Genomic DNA, 19837 nt, shown 5'->3' with positions numbered 1-19837 from the left:
TCCGATAAGACGTCCCTGTCTTATCGGAAAACGCCGCACGTCCTGTGCGGCGCCCTACGGGTCTCCATTTGACCGGCAAAGCGGCAAAGCAGATCAAAACCTTGGCAACGGCAACGGCCGTCCCCGCTCTTGGGTAGGAGCGGCGCAAGCCGCGACACGATAGTCAATGGCGACGTCGGCGCGAAGTCTTGGGTGCGATAGGAAGGCGGCGCAGTAATTGCCGGTTCACGGTCGCGGCTCGCGCCGCTCCTACCCTTTGGGGCGCCGGCCATGGCGCCGCGCCACCGAACGTTATACCGCGAGCTACGCCGCCCCGTGCCGCGCCAGCGCCCACTCGACATGCTCGCGCACGATTTCGCTGGGATGCTCGCGCCGCGAACGCAAGGCGGCGATCACTTCGTTCGTGCCCGGGGCGTTGCCCAGGGCGACGGCGATGTTGCGCAGCCAGCGTTCGTGGCCGCTGCGGCGGATCGCCGAGCCTTCGGTGCGGCGCAGGAATTCGTCTTCGTCCCAGGCGAACAATTGCGCCAGGCTGGCGCGGTCGAGGTCGTTGCGGGCGCGGAAATCGGGTTCGTCGTTGCGCTTGGCGAATTTGTTCCAGGGGCAGACGAGCTGGCAGTCGTCGCAGCCGAAGATGCGGTTGCCGATCGGCGCGCGCAGTTCGACCGGTATCGGGCCTTCGTGCTCGATCGTCAGATAGGAAATGCAACGTCGCGCGTCGAGGCGGTGCGGGGCGACGATGGCCTGGGTCGGGCAGATGTCGATGCAGCGCGTGCAGGTGCCGCAATGGGCGCTGGCCGGGCGGTCGATCGGCAAGGGCAAGTCGACGTAGATCTCGCCGAGGAAGAACCAGGAGCCGCCGTCCTTGTCGATCAAACAGGTGTGTTTGCCGATCCAGCCGAGCCCGGCGTTGCGCGCCAACGCGCGTTCGAGCACGGGCGCGGAGTCGACGAACACGCGATGGCCGAACGGGCCGACCAGTTCGGCCAGACGGTCGGCCAGGCGCTGCAGGCGCTGGCGCATGAGCTTGTGGTAATCGCGGCCGAGGGCGTAGCGCGCGACATAGGCGCGTTCGCCGTCGGCGAGCGTGACCCAGGCGTCTTCGTCGTCGCGACGGCCGTAATCGAGGCCGACCGAGATCACCCGCAGGGTGCCCGGCAGCAATTCGCCGGGACGCGCGCGCAAACCGCCGTGGCGGGCCATCCAGTCCATCGAGCCATGCAGGCCCTGGTCGAGCCAGTCGAGCAGGTAGGCCTCGTCCTGCGCCAGTTCGATCCCGGAGATGCCGCAGCGCTGGAAGCCGAATTCGCGGGCGATCTCGCGGATGCGCAAGGCCAGCGCCGCGTAGTCGGGCGCGGTTCCGGGCGCATCGGCGGACACGGAAGGCGAAGTGGGGCGGGCGTCGGGCTGGCTCACGATGCGGCAAGTATAGAATCGCCGCATGTCGCCGACCGCTGAAACTTCATCGCCGACGCCGCCGACGCCTCTGTTCGGCGGCGCCGCGCTGCGTGCGATCGAAGCCGCGGCCGCCACCGAGCTCGGCGACGCCCATGCGCTGATGGCGCGGGCCGGCGAAGCCGCCTGGCGCGAGCTTTTGGGCCATTGGCCGCAGGCGATGCGCCTGCTGGTGGTCTGCGGCCCGGGCAACAACGGTGGCGACGGTTATGTATTGGCGATGCATGCGCAGCAGGCCGGGCGCAAAGTGCTGGTGCTGCGCCTGCCCGGGCACGCGCCGCGCGGAGCGCTCGCCGAGCGGGCCGCGGCCGGCTACGCGCAGGCCGGCGGTCGTGTGATCGAGTTCGAAGGCGCCTTGCCGGAGACCGAGCTCATCGTCGACGCGCTGTTCGGCATCGGCCTGTCGCGTGCGCCCGATGCCGACGCATCCGCTCTGATCGACGCGATCAACGCCCATCCAGCGCCGGTGCTCGCGCTCGACGTGCCGAGCGGTGTCGATGCCGATCGCGGCTATGCCTACCCATCGGCGGTGAGCGCGCAGCGCACGCTCGAATTCATTGCCGGCAAATGCGGGCTGCGCAGCGGCGCCGCGCTCGATCGCGTCGGTGCGCTCGCACGGGCCGACCTCGGTTTGCCGCGCGAACTCTACGGCGTACCAGCGAGCGCGCACTGGCTGCGCGCCGGCGACGTGTCGCGCTGGTTGTCGCCGCGTCTGCGCGACAGTCACAAAGGTCGCAACGGCCGAGTGTTGTGCATCGGCGGCGATCGCGGTCACGGCGGTGCGTTGTTGCTATGCGCGCAGGCGGCTTTGCGCAGTGGCGCCGGCCTGCTCGATGCGATCACGCGCGAGGCGCATGTCGCGCCGATGCTGGCGCGATTGCCGGAGGCGATGCCGCGTGCGATCGGCGAAGGCGACGATCCAAGGGCTACCTTCGCCGCTGCGAACGTGATCGCGATAGGCCCCGGCCTCGGCCAGGAAACATGGGGGCGCGAGCTATACCGATATGCGCTGGACAGCGGAAAACCGCTGCTTTTCGACGCGGATGCGCTGAATCTGCTCGCCGCCGCGCCGCGGCGTTTGCCGGCCGATACGGTGCTGACGCCGCATCCCGGCGAAGCCGCGCGTCTGCTCGGCAGCGACACCGCCACGGTGCAGGCCGATCGTTTCGCTGCGGTGCGCGCACTCGTCGAGCGTTACGCCTGCACGGTCGTGCTCAAGGGCGCCGGCACCCTGGTCGCCGCACCGGATCGCATCGTGCGGGTGATCGGCGCCGGCAATCCCGGCATGGCGGTCGGTGGCATGGGCGACGTGCTCAGCGGTGTGATCGCCGCGTTGCGCGCGCAAGGTCTCGATGCATTCGATGCCGCCAGCTGCGGCGCGCTGCTGCATTCGCTGGCCGGCGACGATGCCGCGCGCGACGGCGGCGAACGCGGTCTGCTGCCGAGCGATCTGATGCCATGGCTGCGCCGTCGCGCCAATCCGTAAAGCGGCCCCGGCCGCTTGGATCGATCCGCAACGCGGACCAGTCAGTAGAATCGGCAGGGATGAGCATGCACACGATCAAACTGCACCTGGGCGATGCCGAGGCCACCGACGCGCTCGGCGCTGCACTGGCGCGGGCGCGGCCTGCGCACGACGGCGAGGGCCTGCATGTGCATCTGCACGGCGACCTCGGCGCCGGCAAATCGACCCTGGCGCGCGCCTTGTTGCGCGCGCTTGGCGTTACCGGCGCGATCCGCAGCCCGACCTACACCTTGGTCGAGCGCTATCCGCTGACCGAAGGCGGCGAAGCCTGGCACCTCGACCTGTACCGGATCGGCGATGCCGGCGAACTCGAATTCCTTGGCCTGGACGGCGGCGAAGCGGTGCTGTGGCTGGTCGAGTGGCCGGAACGCGGCCGCGGTTGGCTGCCCGCGCCCGACCTGCGGGTCGAGTTGGCGGTCGAAGGAGCGGGGCGCGGGGTCGAACTCAGCGCGGTTTCCGCCGCAGGCCAGGCCTGGCTTGTCGCCTTGGGACCGGCGACCGCCGCCTATGCGTTTGCGGCCGACTCCTGAACGATTCCATAGGAAGTGGCCCCAGGTGCCGGATTTGAAAGGGAAAAGTTCTTGCATTTACTGTGTCGCAGTGCTTGACTTACGCCCATGCGAGTCAAAGGCGCCACCGTCCAGAAATTCCTGCTCGGCATAGCGCTGTTGGCGGCGCTGGCCTGGAATCTCGCGCACGCCAGTGAAATCAAGGGCTTGGAGCTGCGCACCGGGGCCACCGGCACGCGCGCCGAGATCGCCCTCGACAAGAACGCCGATTACAAAGTCCTGAGCCTGAAGGGCCCGGACCGCCTCGTCGTCGATTTGCCGGCCTCCAGCGTCGGCAAGAGCGTCAAGCTTCCGGCCGGCGCCGGCATCGTCAAATCCGTCCGCACCGGCGCACCGCAGCCGGGCACCGTCCGTATCGTCTTCGATCTCGCCCAGCCGGTCGCCGCGCTCAAGCCGCGTATCGAGCAGGGCGGCTCGGGCCCGCGCCTGGTCCTGGAATGGCCCGGCGACGGTATCGAACCCAAGGCCGCGGTGGCCGCCGCGCCTGCACCGGCCGCCGCTGCGCCGACCGCCGCTTTGCCGACCGCGAACGCGCCGGCTGCGACGGTCGATCCTTCGGTCGAGTCCGCTGCCGCGACCAGCCGTCTGATCTCCGAACTGGCCGCGCGCAATGCGGCGGCGCCGGCGGCCGCAACGACGGCCCAGGCGCCGACCGCGTCGGTGCCGCATTCGGCTGCCCATGCTTCTAGCCTGCAAGCTTCGAACGCACAGGCTTCGGCCGCGCAGCTTCCGAATAACCAGGCTCCGGCGCTGGCCGGCGCCGCAGCGTCGCCGCCGGCCGCCAACCCCCAGCAACTCGCCGCCCAGCAGGCTGCGCGCCAGGCGGTGTTCGAGCAGGCCGCGCAGGCACCGATGCCGACCACGGTCGCCAGCGGGGTTCCGACCCGCATCGCGACCGGCGTCCCGACCCGGGTCGCGACCGGCGTGCCGACGCCGATGCCCGGCGCCGCGACGGCTCCGGCCGCAGCGATACCCGAAAGCGCGCCGCCGGCCGGCGCGGTCAAGACCCTCAAGGACGTCATGCGCGGCCGCGGCATGCGCCCGCTGGTGATCGCGATCGATCCCGGCCACGGCGGCCAGGACCCCGGCGCGATCGGCCAGTCCGGCAAGCGCGAGAAGGACGTGACCTTGGCGATCGGCCGCGAACTCGCGCGCCAGATCAACGCCACGCCTGGCCTCAAGGCCTACATGACCCGCGACACCGACGTGTTCATCCCCTTGCCGCGTCGCGCTCAGTTGGCGCGCCAGGCCAAGGCCGACATGTTCATCTCGATCCACGCCGATGCCGCCGAAAACCGCGCCGCCAAGGGCTCGTCGGTGTACGTGCTGTCGCTCAAGGGCGCGTCCTCGCAGCGCGCGCGCTGGCTGGCGGACAAAGAAAACGCCTCCGACCTGGTCGGCGGCGTGCGCCTGCAGCAGACCGACAACACCCTGACCTCGGTCTTGCTCGACCTGACCCAAAGCGGCCATATGAAGGCCTCTGAAGACGCGGCCGGGCACGTGCTCAGCGGCCTCAAGCAGGTCGGCCACAACCACAAGCCGCACATCGAGCGGGCCAACTTCGCGGTGCTGCGCACCTCGGACATGCCGGCGATGCTGGTCGAGACCGCCTTCATCTCCAATCCGGAAGAAGAGCGTCGTCTCACCGACCCCTCGCACCAGCGCGCGCTGGCGCGCGCGGTGCTCGACGGAGTCAACACCTATTTCACCCGCCAGCCGCCGCCGGGCACGATGTATGCGGCGCGCGCCGAGGCGCAACTGCCTTCGCCGGGCGGGTTCGGAGGCGGCGGCAGCCCCTGAGGCAGCGGCATTCGTCTCGTATCAGACCGATCGACGGCCCCTCGGGGCCGTTTTCGTTTTACCCACGCGGCCCGGTTGTTGAATCCTTCTCCCGCTTGCGGGAGAAGGTGCCCGAAGGGCGGATGAGGATGGCCCCGCTTGCGGGAGAAGGTGCCCGAAGGGCGGATGAGGGCAGGGCGCATAAGTCTCGGAACCGCCGGCACGCCCAAACCGCAAGCTGCGGATCGCGGAAGCCGCACCCCAACGGCTATCATCGATCCCCATCCCCCGACGGTGCCGCGCGCACCGAATGCCGCCTGTGAGCATCCGCCAACTGCCCGACACCCTGATCAACCAGATCGCCGCCGGCGAAGTGGTCGAACGTCCCGCCTCCGTGGTCAAGGAACTGGTCGAGAACGCCCTCGACGCCGGTGCGCGCCGGGTCGACATCGACCTGGAAGAGGGCGGCGTGCGCCTGATCCGGATTCGCGACGACGGCGCCGGCATCTCGCCGGAAGAACTGCCTTTGGCGATCTCGCGCCACGCCACCAGCAAGATCGCCTCGCTCGACGACCTGGAAGGCGTGACCACCCTGGGTTTCCGCGGCGAAGCCTTGCCCTCGATCGCTTCGGTCAGCCGTTTCGCCTTGTCCTCGCGCCGCATCGGCGAAGACCGCGGCGCCATGCTCGAAGTCGACGGCGGCCGGGTCGGCGAGATCGCGCCCAAGCCGCATCCGCAGGGCACCACGGTCGAAGTCCGCGACCTGTTCTTCAACGTGCCGGCGCGGCGCAAATTCCTCAAGGCCGAACGCACCGAGCTCGGCCATATCGAAGAATGGCTGCGCCAACTCGCGCTGGCCCGTCCCGACGTCGAACTGCGCGTTTCGCACAACGGCAAGCCGACCCGACGCTGGAAGGGCGAGGGCGACCTGGTCGACATGGGCCTGTCGGACACCCGCATCAGCGAGGCGCTCGGCGAAGAGTTCGCCAAGAACGCGCTGCGCGTCGAACACAGCGGCGCCGACCTGCGCCTGCACGGCTGGATCGCGCAGCCGTCCTACAACCGTGCCAGCGCCGACCAGCAATACCTCTACGTCAACGGCCGCGCGGTGCGCGATCGCAGCATCGCTCACGCGGTCAAGCAGGCTTATGCCGACGTGCTGTTCCATGGCCGCCAGCCGGCCTACGTACTGTTCCTCGAACTCGATCCGCGCCGCGTCGACGTCAACGTGCATCCGGCCAAGCACGAGGTGCGGTTCCGCGATGCGCGCCTGATCCACGATTTCGTCTATCGCACCCTCAACGATGCCCTGGCCGAGACCCGCGCCGGCATGGCCCAGCAGGCGCCCGCGGGTGCGGAACCGGCCGCTGCCGGTGCCGCCGGCTCGTCGATGTATGCCTGGCGCCCGCAGGCGCCGCTCGGCCTGCAGGTGCAGGAAACCCGTGCGGGTTACGCCGCCCTGTACGGCAACGGCGGTGGCGGTTCCGCCGGCGGCTCTTCCTATGCCGGTGGCGGTTACGGCGTCGGCGCGGGCAGCGGCAGCGCCTATGCGATGCCGCCGCGCGAAACGAGCGATGGCGTGCAGTCGCCGGGCTTGCCGCACAGCGACGACCAGACCCTGCCGCCGCTCGGTTATGCGATCGCGCAGTTGCACGGCATCTACGTGCTGGCCGAAAGCGCGGAAGGACTGATCGTGGTCGACATGCACGCCGCCCACGAACGCATCGGCTACGAGAAGCTCAAGACCGCCCACGACGGCGAAGGCCTGCGCACCCAGCCCTTGCTGGTGCCGGCGAGCCTGGCGGTGTCCGAGCGCGAGGCCGAAGTCGCCGAGCGCGAGGAGGCGACGCTGGTCGCGCTCGGATTTGAAGTCACCCGCAGCGGCCCGCAGTCGCTGACCTTGCGCGCGGTGCCGGCACTGCTGGCGCACGGCGACGTCGAGGCCTTGCTGCGCGACGTCCTCGCCGACCTGCGCGAGCACGGCGAATCGCGCCGCGTCGCCGCGGCCCGCGACGAATTGCTCTCGACCATGGCCTGCCATGGCGCGGTGCGCGCGAACCGACGTCTCACTTTGCCGGAAATGAATGCGTTGTTGCGCGAGATGGAGGCTACGGAACGCTCCGGTCAATGCAATCATGGCCGCCCCACCTGGGCGCGCTTCAGCCTGCCCGAGATCGACCGCTGGTTCCTGCGAGGCCGTTGAGATGACCGCAGCACGCTCCTTTGCACGCACTTTGTCGCGCACGATGTCCGCGCCGGCACTGTCGGCCTTGCTGTTGCTCGGCCTGGCCGCCTGCGATTCGCCCGAACGACAGGCCGCGCAGAAGCGCGAGGTCGCGCGCGCCGCCGCGGTCAGCGACACCTTCGCCCGCGACCAGCAACTGTGGCGCCAGCAACGCAAGGACGAGCTGCTCAAGCCCGACGGTTGGGCCAGCCTGGTCGGCCTGTATCCGATCGACACCGGCTCGCATTATTTCGGCAGCGACCCCGACAACGGCATCCGCCTCGGCGTCGGCCCGGCCCATTTCGGCCTGCTGTCGCTCAACAAGGGGCGCCTGCGTTTCATCCCCGAACGGGGCCAGTCGCTGACCCTCAACGACCAGCCGCTCAAGGGCGCGGTCAATCTGCTCGCCGACGACTATCCGGCCGGCCCGAGCAAGATCGGTTTCGACGAGGGCAAGGGCATCCTGACCGTGATCAAGCGCGGCGACCGCTACCTGTTGCGCGCACGCCATGCGCAGGCGCCGACCCTGACCGGCTTCAAGGGCATCGACTACTGGGAGCCGCAGCAGGAGTGGAAGCTCAGCGCCAAGTTCATCGCCCATCCGGCCGGCAAGAGCATCGACATCGTCAACATCATCGGCACCATCGAGGCGACGCCGAACCCGGGCGCGATCGAGTTCGAGCGCGACGGCCAGACCTATCGCATCGAAGCGCTGGACCAGGGCGGCGACGAACTGCTGCTGGTGTTCGCCGATCGCACCAGCGGCCACCAGAGCTACAGCGCCGGGCGTTTCCTCGACGTCGCGCGGCCGAACCTGCAAGGCCTGGTGACGGTCGATTTCAACAAAGCCTACAACCCGCCGTGCGCGTTCACGCCGTTCGCGACCTGTCCGCTGCCGCCGGCGGAAAACCGTCTCGACCTGGAAGTCGCCGCCGGCGAGAAGACCTACAAACACGAGGACACCGCGCCGGCCGCGAGCGCCACCGCTCAGGCTTCGTGACCCGATTGCTTTCATCGCCAAGCGAATCACCCGCGCGCCCCTCCATCCCCCTTTACCCGAGTCCGACGCGCCCGTCGCCGACCCAAGGATCAGTTTGCCCATGCGGTTCCTGAAGCTGTTCGTCCTGCCCTTGTTCACCGCCTCGGTGCTCAGCGCCTTGTTGACCTCCGCGACCGCGATCGCCGCCGGCGACGTGCCCGCGGCGACCGCGAAGGCGCCGCCGGTGCCCTTGCTGTGGAAAGTCTCCGACCAGGACAACGCGGTCTATCTGCTGGGCTCGTTCCATCTGCTGCGCGCCGACGACTACCCGCTGTCGTCGGACATCGATCAGGCGTTCGCCGGCGCCGGCAAGTTGGTGTTCGAAGTCGCGCCGGAAGAGATGTTCGACCCGACCGTGCCGCAGCGTTTCATGGCGCGTGCGCGCTACGACGACGGCCGCACCCTGAGCAAGGTGCTGCCGGCCGACCTGCGCGAAAAGCTCAACCGCGTGCTGGCCAAGAACGGCAGTTCGCTGGCGCAGCTCGACGCGCTGGAACCGTGGTTCGTCAACTTGTCGCTGGTGCTCGGCGTTTCGCAGTCGATGGGCTTCAGCCCGCAACTGGGGCTGGACCAGTACCTGATGCGGCAGGCGGCCGAAGCCGGCAAGCCCACCTCGGGCCTGGAGACCATGGAGCTGCAATTGCAGGTCATGGATTCCGGCCCGCTGCCCGAGCAGATCACCGCGCTGCGCGAGTTCGTCGACAAGCCCGAGGACGTGCCGGGCATGCTCGACGAAATCCATTCGGCCTGGCGCAACGCCGATCTCGCCATGCTCGACGAGAAGGCGCGCGTGGAGATGGAACAGAAGACTCCGGAGACCTACCGGATGGTCAACGTCGAGCGCAACGAAGCCTGGGTGCCGCAGATCCAGAAGATGCTCGACGAGTCCAAACAAGGCGACACGCTGGTCGTGGTCGGTTCCTTGCACTTGCTCGGCAACGACGGTCTGGTCGAGCGCCTGCGCAGCAAGGGCTATACGGTCGAACGCGTGTGTTCGACCTGCGCGCCGGCCGACGGCCCGGTGCCGGTGATCGGCGCCGAGCGTGCCTTCGCCGCCAAGGAGGCCGGCAAGCCGGCCGACCCCAAGCGCGGCAAGGACAAGCCCGCCAAGGACGCTTCCGGTAAGCAACAAAGCGGCAAGCACGAGAGCGGCAAGCACGAAGCGGGCGAGGCCGAGGCGGCCAGGCAAGACCCCGCCAAGCACGCGCCGGTACGCGCCGAAGCCAAGCCGACCGCCCCGTCGCGCTGAGTACGAGCCGGGCGATGAGCGAAGCAGCCGGCTTCGATTTTGCGGCGCTGCACGAGGACATCGTCGTAGCGGCCATGGCGGCGTTCGCGGAGATCTCCGCCTCGCAAAGCGACGATCCGGTGCGCGCGTTCGCGCTGTACTCCGATTCCGGCGCGATGACGGTGTGCCCGGCGATGGCGACCGCCGATTACCTGCGCCGCATCGACAGCGAATACCCCGGCGAGCGTCTGTACTACCGTTATTCGCCGTCGGAATGGCCGTTGGAAGGCGTCGGCGCCGACGAACAGTTCGGACGCTTGTGCGATCGGCTGCGCGAGCATGTGTTCGCTCTTGAGGCTCGGGACGGCGGCGTGGCCTTCGCCGATTTCAAGGCGCGTTTGATGGACACGCTGGTCGAGAGCGCGGAATCGTTGCGTAAGCGGTGCTTCGCCGGGCTCGGCGAGGACTTCGTGGTGTTGGCGACGATTTCCGACGACGACGAGCCGGCCGCCGAATTGAACCGGCGCGTGGCGCGCTTGAATTCGCCGGCGATCGCGGCCGAATTCGCCGCTTGGTCGAGCGGCTGGCGCGACTAAGCGCCGAGCATCGCGTCCGTGGCCGGAACCAGCACGATGCAATCCACCGGGCAGGCCGGCACGCACAGCTCGCAACCGGTGCACAGCGGTTCGATTACCGTGTGCATGTGCTTGGCCGCGCCGATGATGGCGTCGACCGGGCAGGCCTGGATGCACTTGGTGCAGCCGATGCAGTCGGCTTCGACGATCAGCGCCAGCGGCGCGGGTTTGTGCTGGCCGCGGCTGCGGTCGTAAGGCTGCGCCGGCACGCCCAGCAGGCGCGCCAGGGCGCGCGCGCCGGCGTCGCCGCCGGGCGGGCAATGGTCGATCCCGGCCTCGCCGCGCGCCATCGCTTCGGCGTAGGGCCGGCAGCCGGCGTAGCCGCACTGCCCGCATTGGGTTTGCGGCAATAGACGGTCGAGGCGCTCGGTCAGATCCATGGGGCTAGAAGTGAGGGCAGAGGAGTGAGTAAAGGCGGCCGTGTGTATCGGCTTTGTTGAAGCGCCTTGTAGCCGGGACTCGCTTCTCACTCCTCCAAACTCACTGCTCGCCGGCCGTCACTTGACCGGCATGCCCGCTGCGGCGCCGCCGTCGACGTCGAGCAGATGCAGGCCGTCGCCGTCGAAACCGGCCGACAGGATCATGCCTTCGCTGATGCCGAAGCGCATCTTGCGCGGGGCCAGGTTGGCGATGAACACCACCTTGCGGCCGACCAGCTTGTCGGGCTCGGCGTACGAGCCGCGGATGCCGGAGAAAATCTGGCGCGTGCCCAGTTCGCCGGCGTCGAGTTCGAAGCGCAGCAGCTTGTCGGAGCCTTCGACGAATTCGCAGACGCGGACCGTACCGATGCGCAGATCGAGCTTGGCGAAGTCGTCGATGCCAACCGTAGCGACGGTCGCTGCACTGGCGCCCGGGGACACGACAGCCGGCGTTGAACTCGCAACGGCGGCGACAGCTGCTGGGACTTTGCTATCGGCGGTGCCGACAGCGACGGCGGCCGGGGCCGAGGCGGCTAGGGATTCTTTGCTGGCTTCAATCATGGTGTCGATCAGTTTGGTGTCGATGCGGGTGAAGAGCGGCACGTAGGCGCCGATGCGGTGGTCGAGCAGCGGCTCGGCGAGGTCCTCCCACAGCGTCACCGGCGCGGCGAGGAAGGCCTCGGCCTCGCTCGAGACGCGCGGCAGCACCGGCTTGAGCGCGGCGGCGAGCACGCGGAACAGGTTCAGGCCCTGCGTGCACACGGCCTGCAGATGCGTTTCCGCGCCTTCCTGCTTGGCCAGCACCCAGGGCTTGTGCTCGTCGATGTATTTGTTGGCCTCGTCGGCCAGCGCCATGGTCAGGCGTACCGCGCTGGCGGCTTCGTTGCGCGCATAGGCTTCGGCGATCGGCGTCAGCTGGGCGACGAAGCGCTGGTACATCGCGGCATCCGGCAACACCGCCGAGAGCTGGCCGTCGAAACGCTTCTCGATGAAACCGGCGCAGCGGCTGGCCAGGTTGACGAACTTGCCGACCACGTCGGCGTTCACCCGCGCGACGAAGTCGGACAGGTTGAGGTCGATGTCCTCGACGCCGCCGCTGGTCTTGGTGGCGAAATAATAACGCAGCGCTTCCGGGTCCAGGCCGACGTCGAGATAGGTGCGGGCCTGGATGAAGGTGCCGCGCGACTTCGACATCTTCTCGCCGTTGACCATCAGATAGCCGTTGACGTGCAGGCGGGTCGGCGCGCGGAAACCGGCGCCGTGCAGCACCGCCGGCCAGAACAGGCCGTGGAAGGTGACGATGTCCTTACCGATGAAGTGGTGCAGTTCGGCTTCGCTGTCGCGGGCGAGGTAAGACCAGAAATCCAGGCCTTCGCGTTCGCACAGGGCCTGGAAGCTGCTCAGGTAGCCGATCGGGGCGTCGAGCCAGACGTACAGGTACTTGCCCGGGTGGCCGGGAATCTCGAAACCGAAGTAGGGTGCGTCGCGCGAGATGTCCCAGGCGCGCAGGCCGCCGTCGACGTCGAGCCATTCGTGCAGCTTGGCCTTGATGCCGGGCGTGGCGACGTCGCCGGCCAGCCATTCGCGCAGGAAGGCCTCGAAGTGCCCGACCTCGAAGAAGAAGTGTTCGGACTCGCGCAGCTCCGGCGTCGCCCCGCTGACCACCGAGCGCGGCTCCTTCAGTTCGGTCGGCGCGTAAGTCGCGCCGCAGTTCTCGCAGTTGTCGCCGTACTGATCGGGGGTGCCGCAGTTCGGGCAGATGCCCTTGACGTAGCGGTCGGGCAGGAACATGCCCTTGACCGGGTCGTACAACTGCGCGACCGAGCGGCGGGTGATGTGGCCGCTGTTGTCCAGGCGCGCGTAGAAGCCTTCGGTCAGGGTGCGGTTGCCGGCCGAGTGGGTCGAGTCGTAGTGATCGAACTTGACCCCGAAGTCGGCGAAGTCGCGCTCATGGCTCACCTGGACGCCGGCGATGAAGGCTTCCGGGGTCAGGCCGGCCTTCTCGGCGCCGAGCATGATCGGCGTGCCGTGGGTGTCGTCGGCGCAGATGTAGTGAACGCGGTGGCCGCTCATCCGCTGCGCGCGGCACCAGATGTCGGCCTGGCCGTAACCGACCAGATGACCGAGGTGCAGCGGCCCGTTGGCATAGGGCAGGGCGTTGGAGACGACGATTTCGCGGGACATGAGTGCGGGTGCCGTGGGTGGTCGTGAATTATGGCATGGGCCTGCGCGCCGGCCGTGGCGGACCGCCGGGTCTGCGGCCGGCGTCGGCGCAAAAAGAAACCCGGCGCACAGGCCGGGTTTCCGTGGATCGCGGACCGGCGCCGTGTTTACTGCTGGCGCATCCAGGTCTGGGTGCGGCCGAGCAGCGAGAAGCCCATGAAGCCGCGGACTTCGAGTTTCTTGCCGCTGTCGGTCGGAGTGACCTTGACCGAATAGATCTTGCCGGTGGCCGGGTCGAGGATCTGGCCGCCGTCCCAGGTGCTGCCGTCCTTGCGGATGCCCCACAGGATCACCATGCCCTTGACCGGCTTGTTCTTGCGCTCGCCCGAGCACTTGTCGCAGGTGGGGTTCGGGCCGCGATCGGATTGCAGGACTTCGTTGACGCGGCCGGCGAGGCTGCCGTCCTTGGCTTCGTAGATCTCGACGACCGACTTGGGCTTGCCGGTCTTGTCGTCGACCGTGGTCCAGGTGCCGACCGGCGTGGCCTGGGCGAACGCCGCCATCGGCAGGGCGAGCAGCAACAGTGCAAACAGTTTGGTACGCATGGGTCCCCTCCCAGGGATTAGGCGTGATCGAACCACATTCGGACCGCGCTCGGACCGCTCGACAGGCCGGCCGCTGTTCGCGGTTGCAGCCTTTATACCGCATCCGCCTGGGTATGGAAGTCGACTCGGGCCGCCGTTCAGGCGGGCAAAAAGAAGCCCGGCCTGGGCCGGGCTTCCTGTCTATGCGGTGTCGCTTGCGGCGAGGATCAGAACTTGTAGGTGGCGCCGGCGTAGACGTAGCGGCCGATGCTGTCGTAGTTCGCGTTGTCCTCGGTCTCGCCGAAGTAGTTCAACGGCGGATCCTTGTCGAACACGTTGTCGGCGCCGATGTACAGGTCCAGCCCGGTGTTCGGGACCTTATAGCCGATCTGCAGGTTGTGATAAGTGTAGGACGGGTTGCGGATCGGCGAGACCTGGCCCGGGTTGCTGTTGTAGCTCTCCGGGACCACGCGCAGGTTGCCGTCGATGTAGCGCATGTCCCACGAACCGCGCCAGTTGCCGTGCTTGTAGCTGGCGTTGAGCGAGGCGCGCCAGCGCGGATCGCTGACGTAGGTCACGTACTCGTCGTACTCGGCCGGGAAGTCCTGGAACGGCCATTCGCGCGAGGAGATCAGGCGGGTGCCGACGAAGCGCAGCGCGGCCTGGCCGCCCAGCATTTCGAAGCGGTAGTCGGCTTCGATGTCGACGCCGGCGCGGCGGGTCTTGGCCAGGTTCTCGCTGATCGCCTTCCAGTTGTAGATCGAATTCGCCGGGAAGGTGCGGCCCTGCGAGTCGACGTAACCGGCGGCCGGCGCGCGCTGGATCAGGGCGCAGAAATCGTTGCCGATGCCGCCGGGCGAATCGACGCAACGGGTGGCGATGGTCTGCGCGGTGACGGCGCCGATGGCGTCGGTCAGGGTGACGCGCCAGTAGTCGACCGACAGGCCGAAGCCTTCGATGAATTCCGGCTGCCAGACCAGGCCGTAGGACAGCGAGCGCGCTTCTTCGACGTTCAAATCCGGGTTGCCGCCGCTGAGGCCCGGGCGGTTGCCCGAATAGGTGTCGCGGTAGTTGGCCGGGAGGCCAAGAGCGGCGCAGTTGCTCGCGCGCAGGGCCGGATCACCCGCGGTCGAGACGCCGTTGGTGACGCCGGGACGGGTGTCGCAGGGGTCGTAGATCGTGGCGAAGTTCTGGGTCTGCGGGTTGAACAGCTCACCGATGTTCGGCGCGCGCACCGCTTGGGCGACGCTGCCGCGCAAACGCAGCGAGTCGTTAATCGCCCAGTCCAGGCCGACGTTCCAGGTCTTGGTCGAACCGACCGTGTCGTAGTCGGAGTAACGGCCGGCCAGGTCCATGCTCAGGCGCTGCACGCCGGGCAGGTCGGCCAGCAGCGGCACGGTGGCTTCGGCGAAGATTTCCTTGACGCTGTATTCGCCCTTGCGGCTCGGAATGGCGTTGAGGAAGGTCAGGCCCTGCGCCGCCAGCGGATCGGTGATTTCCTCGCTGGTTTCCTTGCGGTATTCGATACCGCCGGCGAAGCCGACGCCGCCGGCCGGCAGCTCGAACAGCGCGCTGTTGGCGACCGAGGCGCTGAACACGCTCTGGGTGATCTTGCTGCGGTTGATCGCGTCGTAGTTGAACCAGGCCGCGGCCTTCGGATCGACCGCGCCGTTGCCGAACACGCTGAAGGGCACGCAGCCGGCGCGCGAGATGTCGAGGTAGGCGCGGCCGGTGTTCGGGTTGATCGCGTTGGGATCGACCGAGACGCGGCAGGCGAGGTTGCCGTTGGCGTCGCGCACCACGTCCATGCCGGCCTGCCAGCGGTCGTTGATGCGGTTGTTGAGGTTCAGGCGGTCGATTTCGGTCTTGCCGTAAACGCCGGACACTTCATAGGTCCAGTTCTCCGACAGATAACCTTCGAGACCGGCGACGTAGCGCTGAGTCTTGCGGTCGACCTGTTCGCCGCGACGGCCGGCGTCGACGTTGAAGCGGCTGATCTGCAACTGGCTGGCCGGCGAAGCGAGACCGTTGGCGTCCATCAGCGCGCCGAGCTGCGGCGAGATCAGGGCGTTGTCGCGGCGGATGCGGATCGGCTGATCGAACGCCGGCTGGCCGAGGAAGTCCGATTCGGTCTTGGTGTACTTGCCTTCGAAGAAGAACTTGTGGTTCTCGTTGATCTCGAAGTTCAGCATGGTGTTGACGCTGTAGCGGTCGAAGCCCGGTTGCAGGTCGGCGACGCCGTTGAGGTCGGCGAAGTCGCAGTCGATGCAGGTGTTCGGTCCGTCGCGCGGGCCGTCGTAACGGTTCGGGCGGAAGCTGCCGTCGTCGTTGAACAGATAGCGCTTGCCGCCGAGGTTGAAGGTGCCGCCGTAGGACAGGCTGGAGTTGCCGCCCGGGCCCATGAATACGCGCTGCGGGTTGGTCTGGCTCGGCGGCTTGCTCGGGTCGAAGTTCGGGTTCGGCATGCTGACGTTGAACTCGCGGCCGATCTTGCGATCGCCGCGGCCGAAACGGTCCTGCTTGCTGTACTCGGCCGAGTACACGATGTTGCCGCGGCCGCCGGCGAATTCGTTGCCGCCGGTGGCGCTGATGAAGGAGCGGCTGAAATCGCCTTCGCTGGCGTCGCCGGTCTGGGCGCGGATCTCATAGCCGTCGAACTTCTTCTTCATGATGAAGTTGACCACGCCGGCGACGGCGTCGGCGCCGTACACGGCCGAGGCGCCGCCGGTGATGACTTCGACGCGCTCGATCAGTTCGACCGGAATCGTGTTGACGTCGACCGCGGTCGAGCCCGAGGTACCGCCGACATGGCGGCGGCCGTTGACCAGCACCAGGGTGCGCGCACTGCCCATGCCGCGCAGGTCGAGCAGGCCGAGGCCGGCGGTGCCGATGGCGCGGGTGGAGTTGCCCAGGGTGTAGGTGGCCGACAACTGCGGCAGGGTGGTCATGAGGTCGGCGATGGTCACCGCGCCGGTCGAGCGGATTTCCTCGGCGCTGATGCCGACCACCGGCGAGGGCGTGACGAAGCCGATGCGCTTGATGCGCGAGCCGGTCACGGTGACCGCGTCGATGTCGGTCGCCGCGGTGTCGGCCGGGGCCGCGTCCTGGGCGTAGCCGGTGCCGGCGACCGAGACCAGCATCGCGCTGACCAGCGCCGCCGTCAGCCTGCTGCGGCGCAGGCCCTGCGAGTTGCGTACTGCCATTGAGTTTTCCCCTAACTGAGAGCGTAAGTGCATGTTTCGGGTGCCTTCCTGGCGGATTAACAATCCCTTTACAAACCTGAACTTAACACGCACGTAATATTTCCCTGCTTGCCCGGGGCGGTGTTTGATTTTGCCGAGTGCCAACATTCAAGCGATTGATTGCAATGCAGTTTCGCGCTTGTTGCTGGAGGGCGACCATTGCCGAAAGGCAGGTCCCTGCACGGATGAGCGCGACCGCGACCGCCGGAATCTGTGACAGCGCGCTGGTGTGATATGCAATTTATGGTTGCTGATTGAGTGGCCATGTTGCCGGCGCCGAGCCGGTCGGGCGCCGCCGCCGCCGGCCTGTCGGAGCGGCGTCGAATGCGGCCGCGCGCGCATGTCGGGCAGGACGCTGCCAGGCGCAGGCCTTACCATGTGCGCAGGCCGCCGCGCGGCCCGACCCCCATTCAGAGTCCCCATGCGCATCCACACACCCCGTACGGCCGGACGGCCGGTATGAGCGAGACCTTGCAGGCCGCGATCGCGGCACTTTTCATTCCCGAGACCGACGTGCGCCTGGGCGACAGCGAGGCGCGCATCCGCGCCGGCGTCGGCGAAGGCCGCGCCGCGGTTTCGATTACCGCCGGCTATCCGCTCGAGGGCCTGCGTGCCGCGCTGGAAACGGCGATCGGCGAGCTGCTGGCGGGCCAAGGCCTGAGCCTGGCGAGCCTGGAACTCAACACCCGCATCGTCTCGCACGCGGTCCAGCCGAAGTTGGCGCCGTTGCCGAGCGTGCGCAATGTGATCGCGATCGGTTCCGGCAAGGGCGGTGTCGGCAAGTCGACCACCGCGGTGAACCTGGCCCTGGCCCTGGCCGCCGACGGCGCCCGCGTCGGCGTGCTCGATGCCGACATCTACGGCCCCAGCGTGCCGATGATGCTGGGCCTCAGCGGCCGCCCCGACAGCCCGGACGGCAAGAGCATCGAACCGATGCGCGCGCACGGCCTGGAAGCGATGTCGATCGGCCCGCTGGTCGAGCAGGACACGCCAATGATCTGGCGCGGCCCGATGGCGACTTCGGCGCTGACCACCTTGCTCAACGACACCCGCTGGGGCGAGCTCGACTATCTGATCGTCGACCTGCCGCCCGGCACCGGCGATATCCAGCTGACCCTGTCGCAGAAAATCCCGGTTGCCGGCGCGGTCATCGTGACCACGCCGCAGGACGTGGCCACGCTCGATGCCAAGAAGGCGCTGCGCATGTTCGAGAAGGTCGAAGTGCCGGTGCTCGGGCTGATCGAGAACATGGCCGTGCACGTGTGCTCGAACTGCGGCCACGCCGAGCATCTGTTCGGCGAAGGCGGCGGCGCGCGCATGGCCTCGCAATACGGCGTGAGCCTGCTCGGCAGCCTGCCGTTGGAAATCGGCATCCGCGAGCAGGGCGACGCCGGCGTGCCGATCGTCGCCTCGGCACCGGATTCGACCGCCGCGCGCGCCTACCGCGCCGCCGCGCGCCGGCTCGCGGTGCAGCTCGCGCTGCGGCCGCGGGTGACGCCGTCGATCTCGGCCTCGCTGCTCGGCTGAGCGCGGCCGCATTACCTCCCTTACCATCGGCGGCCTGGCTGCCCTTACTGGAACATCGCAATGAGCATCAAGTCCGACCGTTGGATCCGCCGCATGTCCGAGCAGCACGGCATGATCGAGCCGTTCGAGCCCGGCCAGGTCAAGCACGCCGCCGACGGCCAGCGCATCGTCAGCTACGGCACCTCCAGCTACGGCTACGACGTGCGCTGCTCGCGCGAGTTCAAGGTCTTCACCAACATCAACTCGACCATCGTCGACCCCAAGCATTTCGACCCGGGCAGCTTCGTCGACATCGAGAACGACGTCTGCATCATTCCGCCGAACTCCTTCGCCCTGGCGCGCACCGTCGAGTACTTCCGCATTCCGCGCGACGTGCTGGTGGTCTGCCTGGGCAAGAGCACCTATGCGCGCTGCGGCATCATCGTCAACGTGACCCCGCTGGAGCCGGAGTGGGAAGGCCACGTCACTCTGGAATTCAGCAACACCACGCCGCTGCCGGCGCGCATCTACGCCAACGAAGGCGTGGCGCAGATGCTGTTCTTCCAGTCCGACGAAGTCTGCGAGACCTCCTACAAGGACCGCGGCGGCAAGTATCAGGGCCAGGTCGGCGTGACCCTGCCGCGCACCTGAGCCCGGCCCGCTGCGGCGAGCGAGGCGACAGCGACGACCGACGGCCGGCGCGGATGCGTGCCAGGCCGTTCTCGTATGCGTGCGGCCCGCCGCGCCGGTCCGCCGCCGGCGCGGACGCAAGGCGGCGAATCGGTCGACGCGAATCGGCCGACAGGATGCGTATTGATGCCGCCGGCCTGTTATCGTTCGCCGTCACAATTCGACAGGCGTCGCGGCAGGGGGCCGTTGGCGCCATCTCAACCAAGGAGCAAAGGAATGGACCCGCAGAACCCGTATCAAAGCCCGCAATCCTCGCTCACCGCGCCCGAGCCCGACGGCGAGGAATTGGCCGATCGCGGCATCCGGCTGGTCGCCGCCATCATCGACGCCGTGATCATGCTGGTGTTGCTGATGCCGGTGATGTTCGTCGGCGGTTATTTCGAACAGGTCATGACCGCGGCCCAGGCCGGCGAACAGACCTTCGGCCTGCAGATGATGTGGGGCTTGATCGGCATCGTGGTGTTTTTCCTGGTCCAGGCCTACCCGCTGAACGCCAGCGGCCAGACCTGGGGCAAGAAGGTCATGAAGATCAAGATCGTTGACATGGACGGCCTGCAGCCGAGCCTGGCCGAGCTGCTCGGCAAGCGCTACCTGTTCTCGCAGGGCGTCGGCCTGATTCCGTGCCTGGGCGCGATCGTCCAACTGGTCGACGTGCTGATGATCTTCCGCGACGACCGCCGCTGCCTGCACGACCAGATCGCCGGCACCAAGGTCGTGGTCGCGCGCTGATCCCGGACGCGTCCTCGCCTCAAAAAAACGCGCCGATGCTTTCGCATCGG

General features: G+C 68.0%; 15 protein-coding genes. 10 read left to right on the top strand and 5 right to left on the bottom strand.

From position 1 onward, the window contains the following. Positions 1-303 precede the first annotated feature (303 nt). A complete protein-coding gene (gene queG / locus EX88_RS0112195) occupies positions 304-1380 on the bottom strand; it encodes a tRNA epoxyqueuosine(34) reductase QueG (RefSeq protein ID WP_031372270.1) in 1077 nt (358 codons plus the stop codon). Between the two features lie 61 nt (positions 1381-1441). Between queG and EX88_RS0112190 the strand changes: the two genes are divergently transcribed. From EX88_RS0112190 to EX88_RS0112160, 7 genes are all read left to right on the top strand, one after another. After that, positions 1442-2941 carry a bifunctional ADP-dependent NAD(P)H-hydrate dehydratase/NAD(P)H-hydrate epimerase gene (locus EX88_RS0112190; protein ID WP_051885045.1) on the top strand — a complete coding sequence of 500 codons (1500 nt, stop codon included), beginning with the start codon at positions 1442-1444 and terminating at the stop codon, positions 2939-2941. 65 nt (positions 2942-3006) lie between these two features. Further along, the gene (gene tsaE, locus EX88_RS0112185) at positions 3007-3510 is read left to right on the top strand and encodes a tRNA (adenosine(37)-N6)-threonylcarbamoyltransferase complex ATPase subunit type 1 TsaE (protein ID WP_051885047.1); all 504 of its coding nucleotides are present in this window, start codon (positions 3007-3009) and stop codon (positions 3508-3510) included. Positions 3511-3597: 87 nt separating this feature from the next. Beyond that, complete coding sequence (locus tag EX88_RS0112180; RefSeq protein WP_051885044.1) at positions 3598-5349, top strand: N-acetylmuramoyl-L-alanine amidase; 1752 nt, start codon at positions 3598-3600, stop codon at positions 5347-5349. A 298-nt stretch (positions 5350-5647) separates the two neighbouring features. Next, positions 5648-7531: a DNA mismatch repair endonuclease MutL gene (gene mutL, locus EX88_RS0112175; protein ID WP_031372266.1), complete on the top strand. Its 1884-nt coding sequence runs from the start codon at positions 5648-5650 to the stop codon at positions 7529-7531. 43 nt (positions 7532-7574) lie between these two features. Beyond that, complete coding sequence (locus tag EX88_RS0112170) at positions 7575-8552, top strand: DUF1684 domain-containing protein (RefSeq protein WP_081930917.1); 978 nt, start codon at positions 7575-7577, stop codon at positions 8550-8552. Positions 8553-8652: 100 nt separating this feature from the next. After that, positions 8653-9840: a TraB/GumN family protein gene (locus tag EX88_RS0112165; RefSeq protein WP_051885043.1), complete on the top strand. Its 1188-nt coding sequence runs from the start codon at positions 8653-8655 to the stop codon at positions 9838-9840. Between the two features lie 14 nt (positions 9841-9854). After that, positions 9855-10415: a DUF4303 domain-containing protein gene (locus EX88_RS0112160; RefSeq protein WP_031372263.1), complete on the top strand. Its 561-nt coding sequence runs from the start codon at positions 9855-9857 to the stop codon at positions 10413-10415. On the opposite strand, the gene rnfB is transcribed toward EX88_RS0112160, so the two are convergent. The 4 genes from rnfB to EX88_RS0112140 all read right to left on the bottom strand — a co-directional run bounded on the left by rnfB (position 10412) and on the right by EX88_RS0112140 (position 16823). After that, positions 10412-10834 carry an Rnf electron transport complex subunit RnfB gene (gene rnfB, locus EX88_RS0112155; protein ID WP_081930913.1) on the bottom strand — a complete coding sequence of 141 codons (423 nt, stop codon included), beginning with the start codon at positions 10832-10834 and terminating at the stop codon, positions 10412-10414. The genes EX88_RS0112160 and rnfB overlap by 4 nt on opposite strands. Positions 10835-10951: 117 nt before the next feature. Beyond that, entirely contained in the window at positions 10952-13057 is a 2106-nt protein-coding gene (gene metG / locus EX88_RS0112150) for a methionine--tRNA ligase (RefSeq protein WP_031372261.1), read from the bottom strand. A 146-nt stretch (positions 13058-13203) separates the two neighbouring features. After that, positions 13204-13641 (bottom strand): DUF2147 domain-containing protein, encoded by a 438-nt coding sequence (locus EX88_RS0112145; protein WP_031372260.1) that lies wholly within the window; start codon positions 13639-13641, stop codon positions 13204-13206. Between the two features lie 206 nt (positions 13642-13847). Then, complete coding sequence (locus EX88_RS0112140; RefSeq protein WP_031372259.1) at positions 13848-16823, bottom strand: TonB-dependent receptor domain-containing protein; 2976 nt, start codon at positions 16821-16823, stop codon at positions 13848-13850. A gap of 498 nt (positions 16824-17321) precedes the next feature. On the opposite strand from EX88_RS0112140, the gene apbC reads away from it, so the two are divergent. From apbC to EX88_RS0112125, 3 genes are all read left to right on the top strand, one after another. Beyond that, positions 17322-18389, top strand: a complete 1068-nt coding sequence (gene apbC, locus EX88_RS0112135) for an iron-sulfur cluster carrier protein ApbC (RefSeq protein ID WP_223619426.1) — start codon at positions 17322-17324, stop codon at positions 18387-18389. 60 nt (positions 18390-18449) lie between these two features. Further along, positions 18450-19019: a dCTP deaminase gene (dcd, locus tag EX88_RS0112130; RefSeq protein ID WP_031372257.1), complete on the top strand. Its 570-nt coding sequence runs from the start codon at positions 18450-18452 to the stop codon at positions 19017-19019. 255 nt (positions 19020-19274) lie between these two features. Further along, positions 19275-19787: an RDD family protein gene (locus tag EX88_RS0112125; protein ID WP_031372256.1), complete on the top strand. Its 513-nt coding sequence runs from the start codon at positions 19275-19277 to the stop codon at positions 19785-19787. The last annotated feature ends 50 nt before the right edge of the window (positions 19788-19837 follow it).

The sequence above is a fragment of the Lysobacter antibioticus genome, from assembly GCF_000731095.1.
Taxonomy (GTDB): domain Bacteria; phylum Pseudomonadota; class Gammaproteobacteria; order Xanthomonadales; family Xanthomonadaceae; genus Lysobacter; species Lysobacter antibioticus_B.
This window is presented reverse-complemented; position numbering and strand designations above follow the sequence as displayed.

Coding starts and splice junctions, on each gene's coding strand:
- EX88_RS0112190 (WP_051885045.1), top strand. CDS start 1,442: ATGTCGCCGACCGCTGAAACTTCATCGCCGACGCCGCCGACGCCTCTG.
- tsaE (WP_051885047.1), top strand. CDS start 3,007: ATGCACACGATCAAACTGCACCTGGGCGATGCCGAGGCCACCGACGCG.
- EX88_RS0112180 (WP_051885044.1), top strand. CDS start 3,598: ATGCGAGTCAAAGGCGCCACCGTCCAGAAATTCCTGCTCGGCATAGCG.
- EX88_RS0112170 (WP_081930917.1), top strand. CDS start 7,575: ATGTCCGCGCCGGCACTGTCGGCCTTGCTGTTGCTCGGCCTGGCCGCC.
- EX88_RS0112165 (WP_051885043.1), top strand. CDS start 8,653: ATGCGGTTCCTGAAGCTGTTCGTCCTGCCCTTGTTCACCGCCTCGGTG.
- EX88_RS0112160 (WP_031372263.1), top strand. CDS start 9,855: ATGAGCGAAGCAGCCGGCTTCGATTTTGCGGCGCTGCACGAGGACATC.
- rnfB (WP_081930913.1), bottom strand. CDS start 10,834: ATGGATCTGACCGAGCGCCTCGACCGTCTATTGCCGCAAACCCAATGC.
- metG (WP_031372261.1), bottom strand. CDS start 13,057: ATGTCCCGCGAAATCGTCGTCTCCAACGCCCTGCCCTATGCCAACGGG.
- EX88_RS0112145 (WP_031372260.1), bottom strand. CDS start 13,641: ATGCGTACCAAACTGTTTGCACTGTTGCTGCTCGCCCTGCCGATGGCG.
- EX88_RS0112140 (WP_031372259.1), bottom strand. CDS start 16,823: ATGGCAGTACGCAACTCGCAGGGCCTGCGCCGCAGCAGGCTGACGGCG.
- apbC (WP_223619426.1), top strand. CDS start 17,322: ATGAGCGAGACCTTGCAGGCCGCGATCGCGGCACTTTTCATTCCCGAG.
- dcd (WP_031372257.1), top strand. CDS start 18,450: ATGAGCATCAAGTCCGACCGTTGGATCCGCCGCATGTCCGAGCAGCAC.
- EX88_RS0112125 (WP_031372256.1), top strand. CDS start 19,275: ATGGACCCGCAGAACCCGTATCAAAGCCCGCAATCCTCGCTCACCGCG.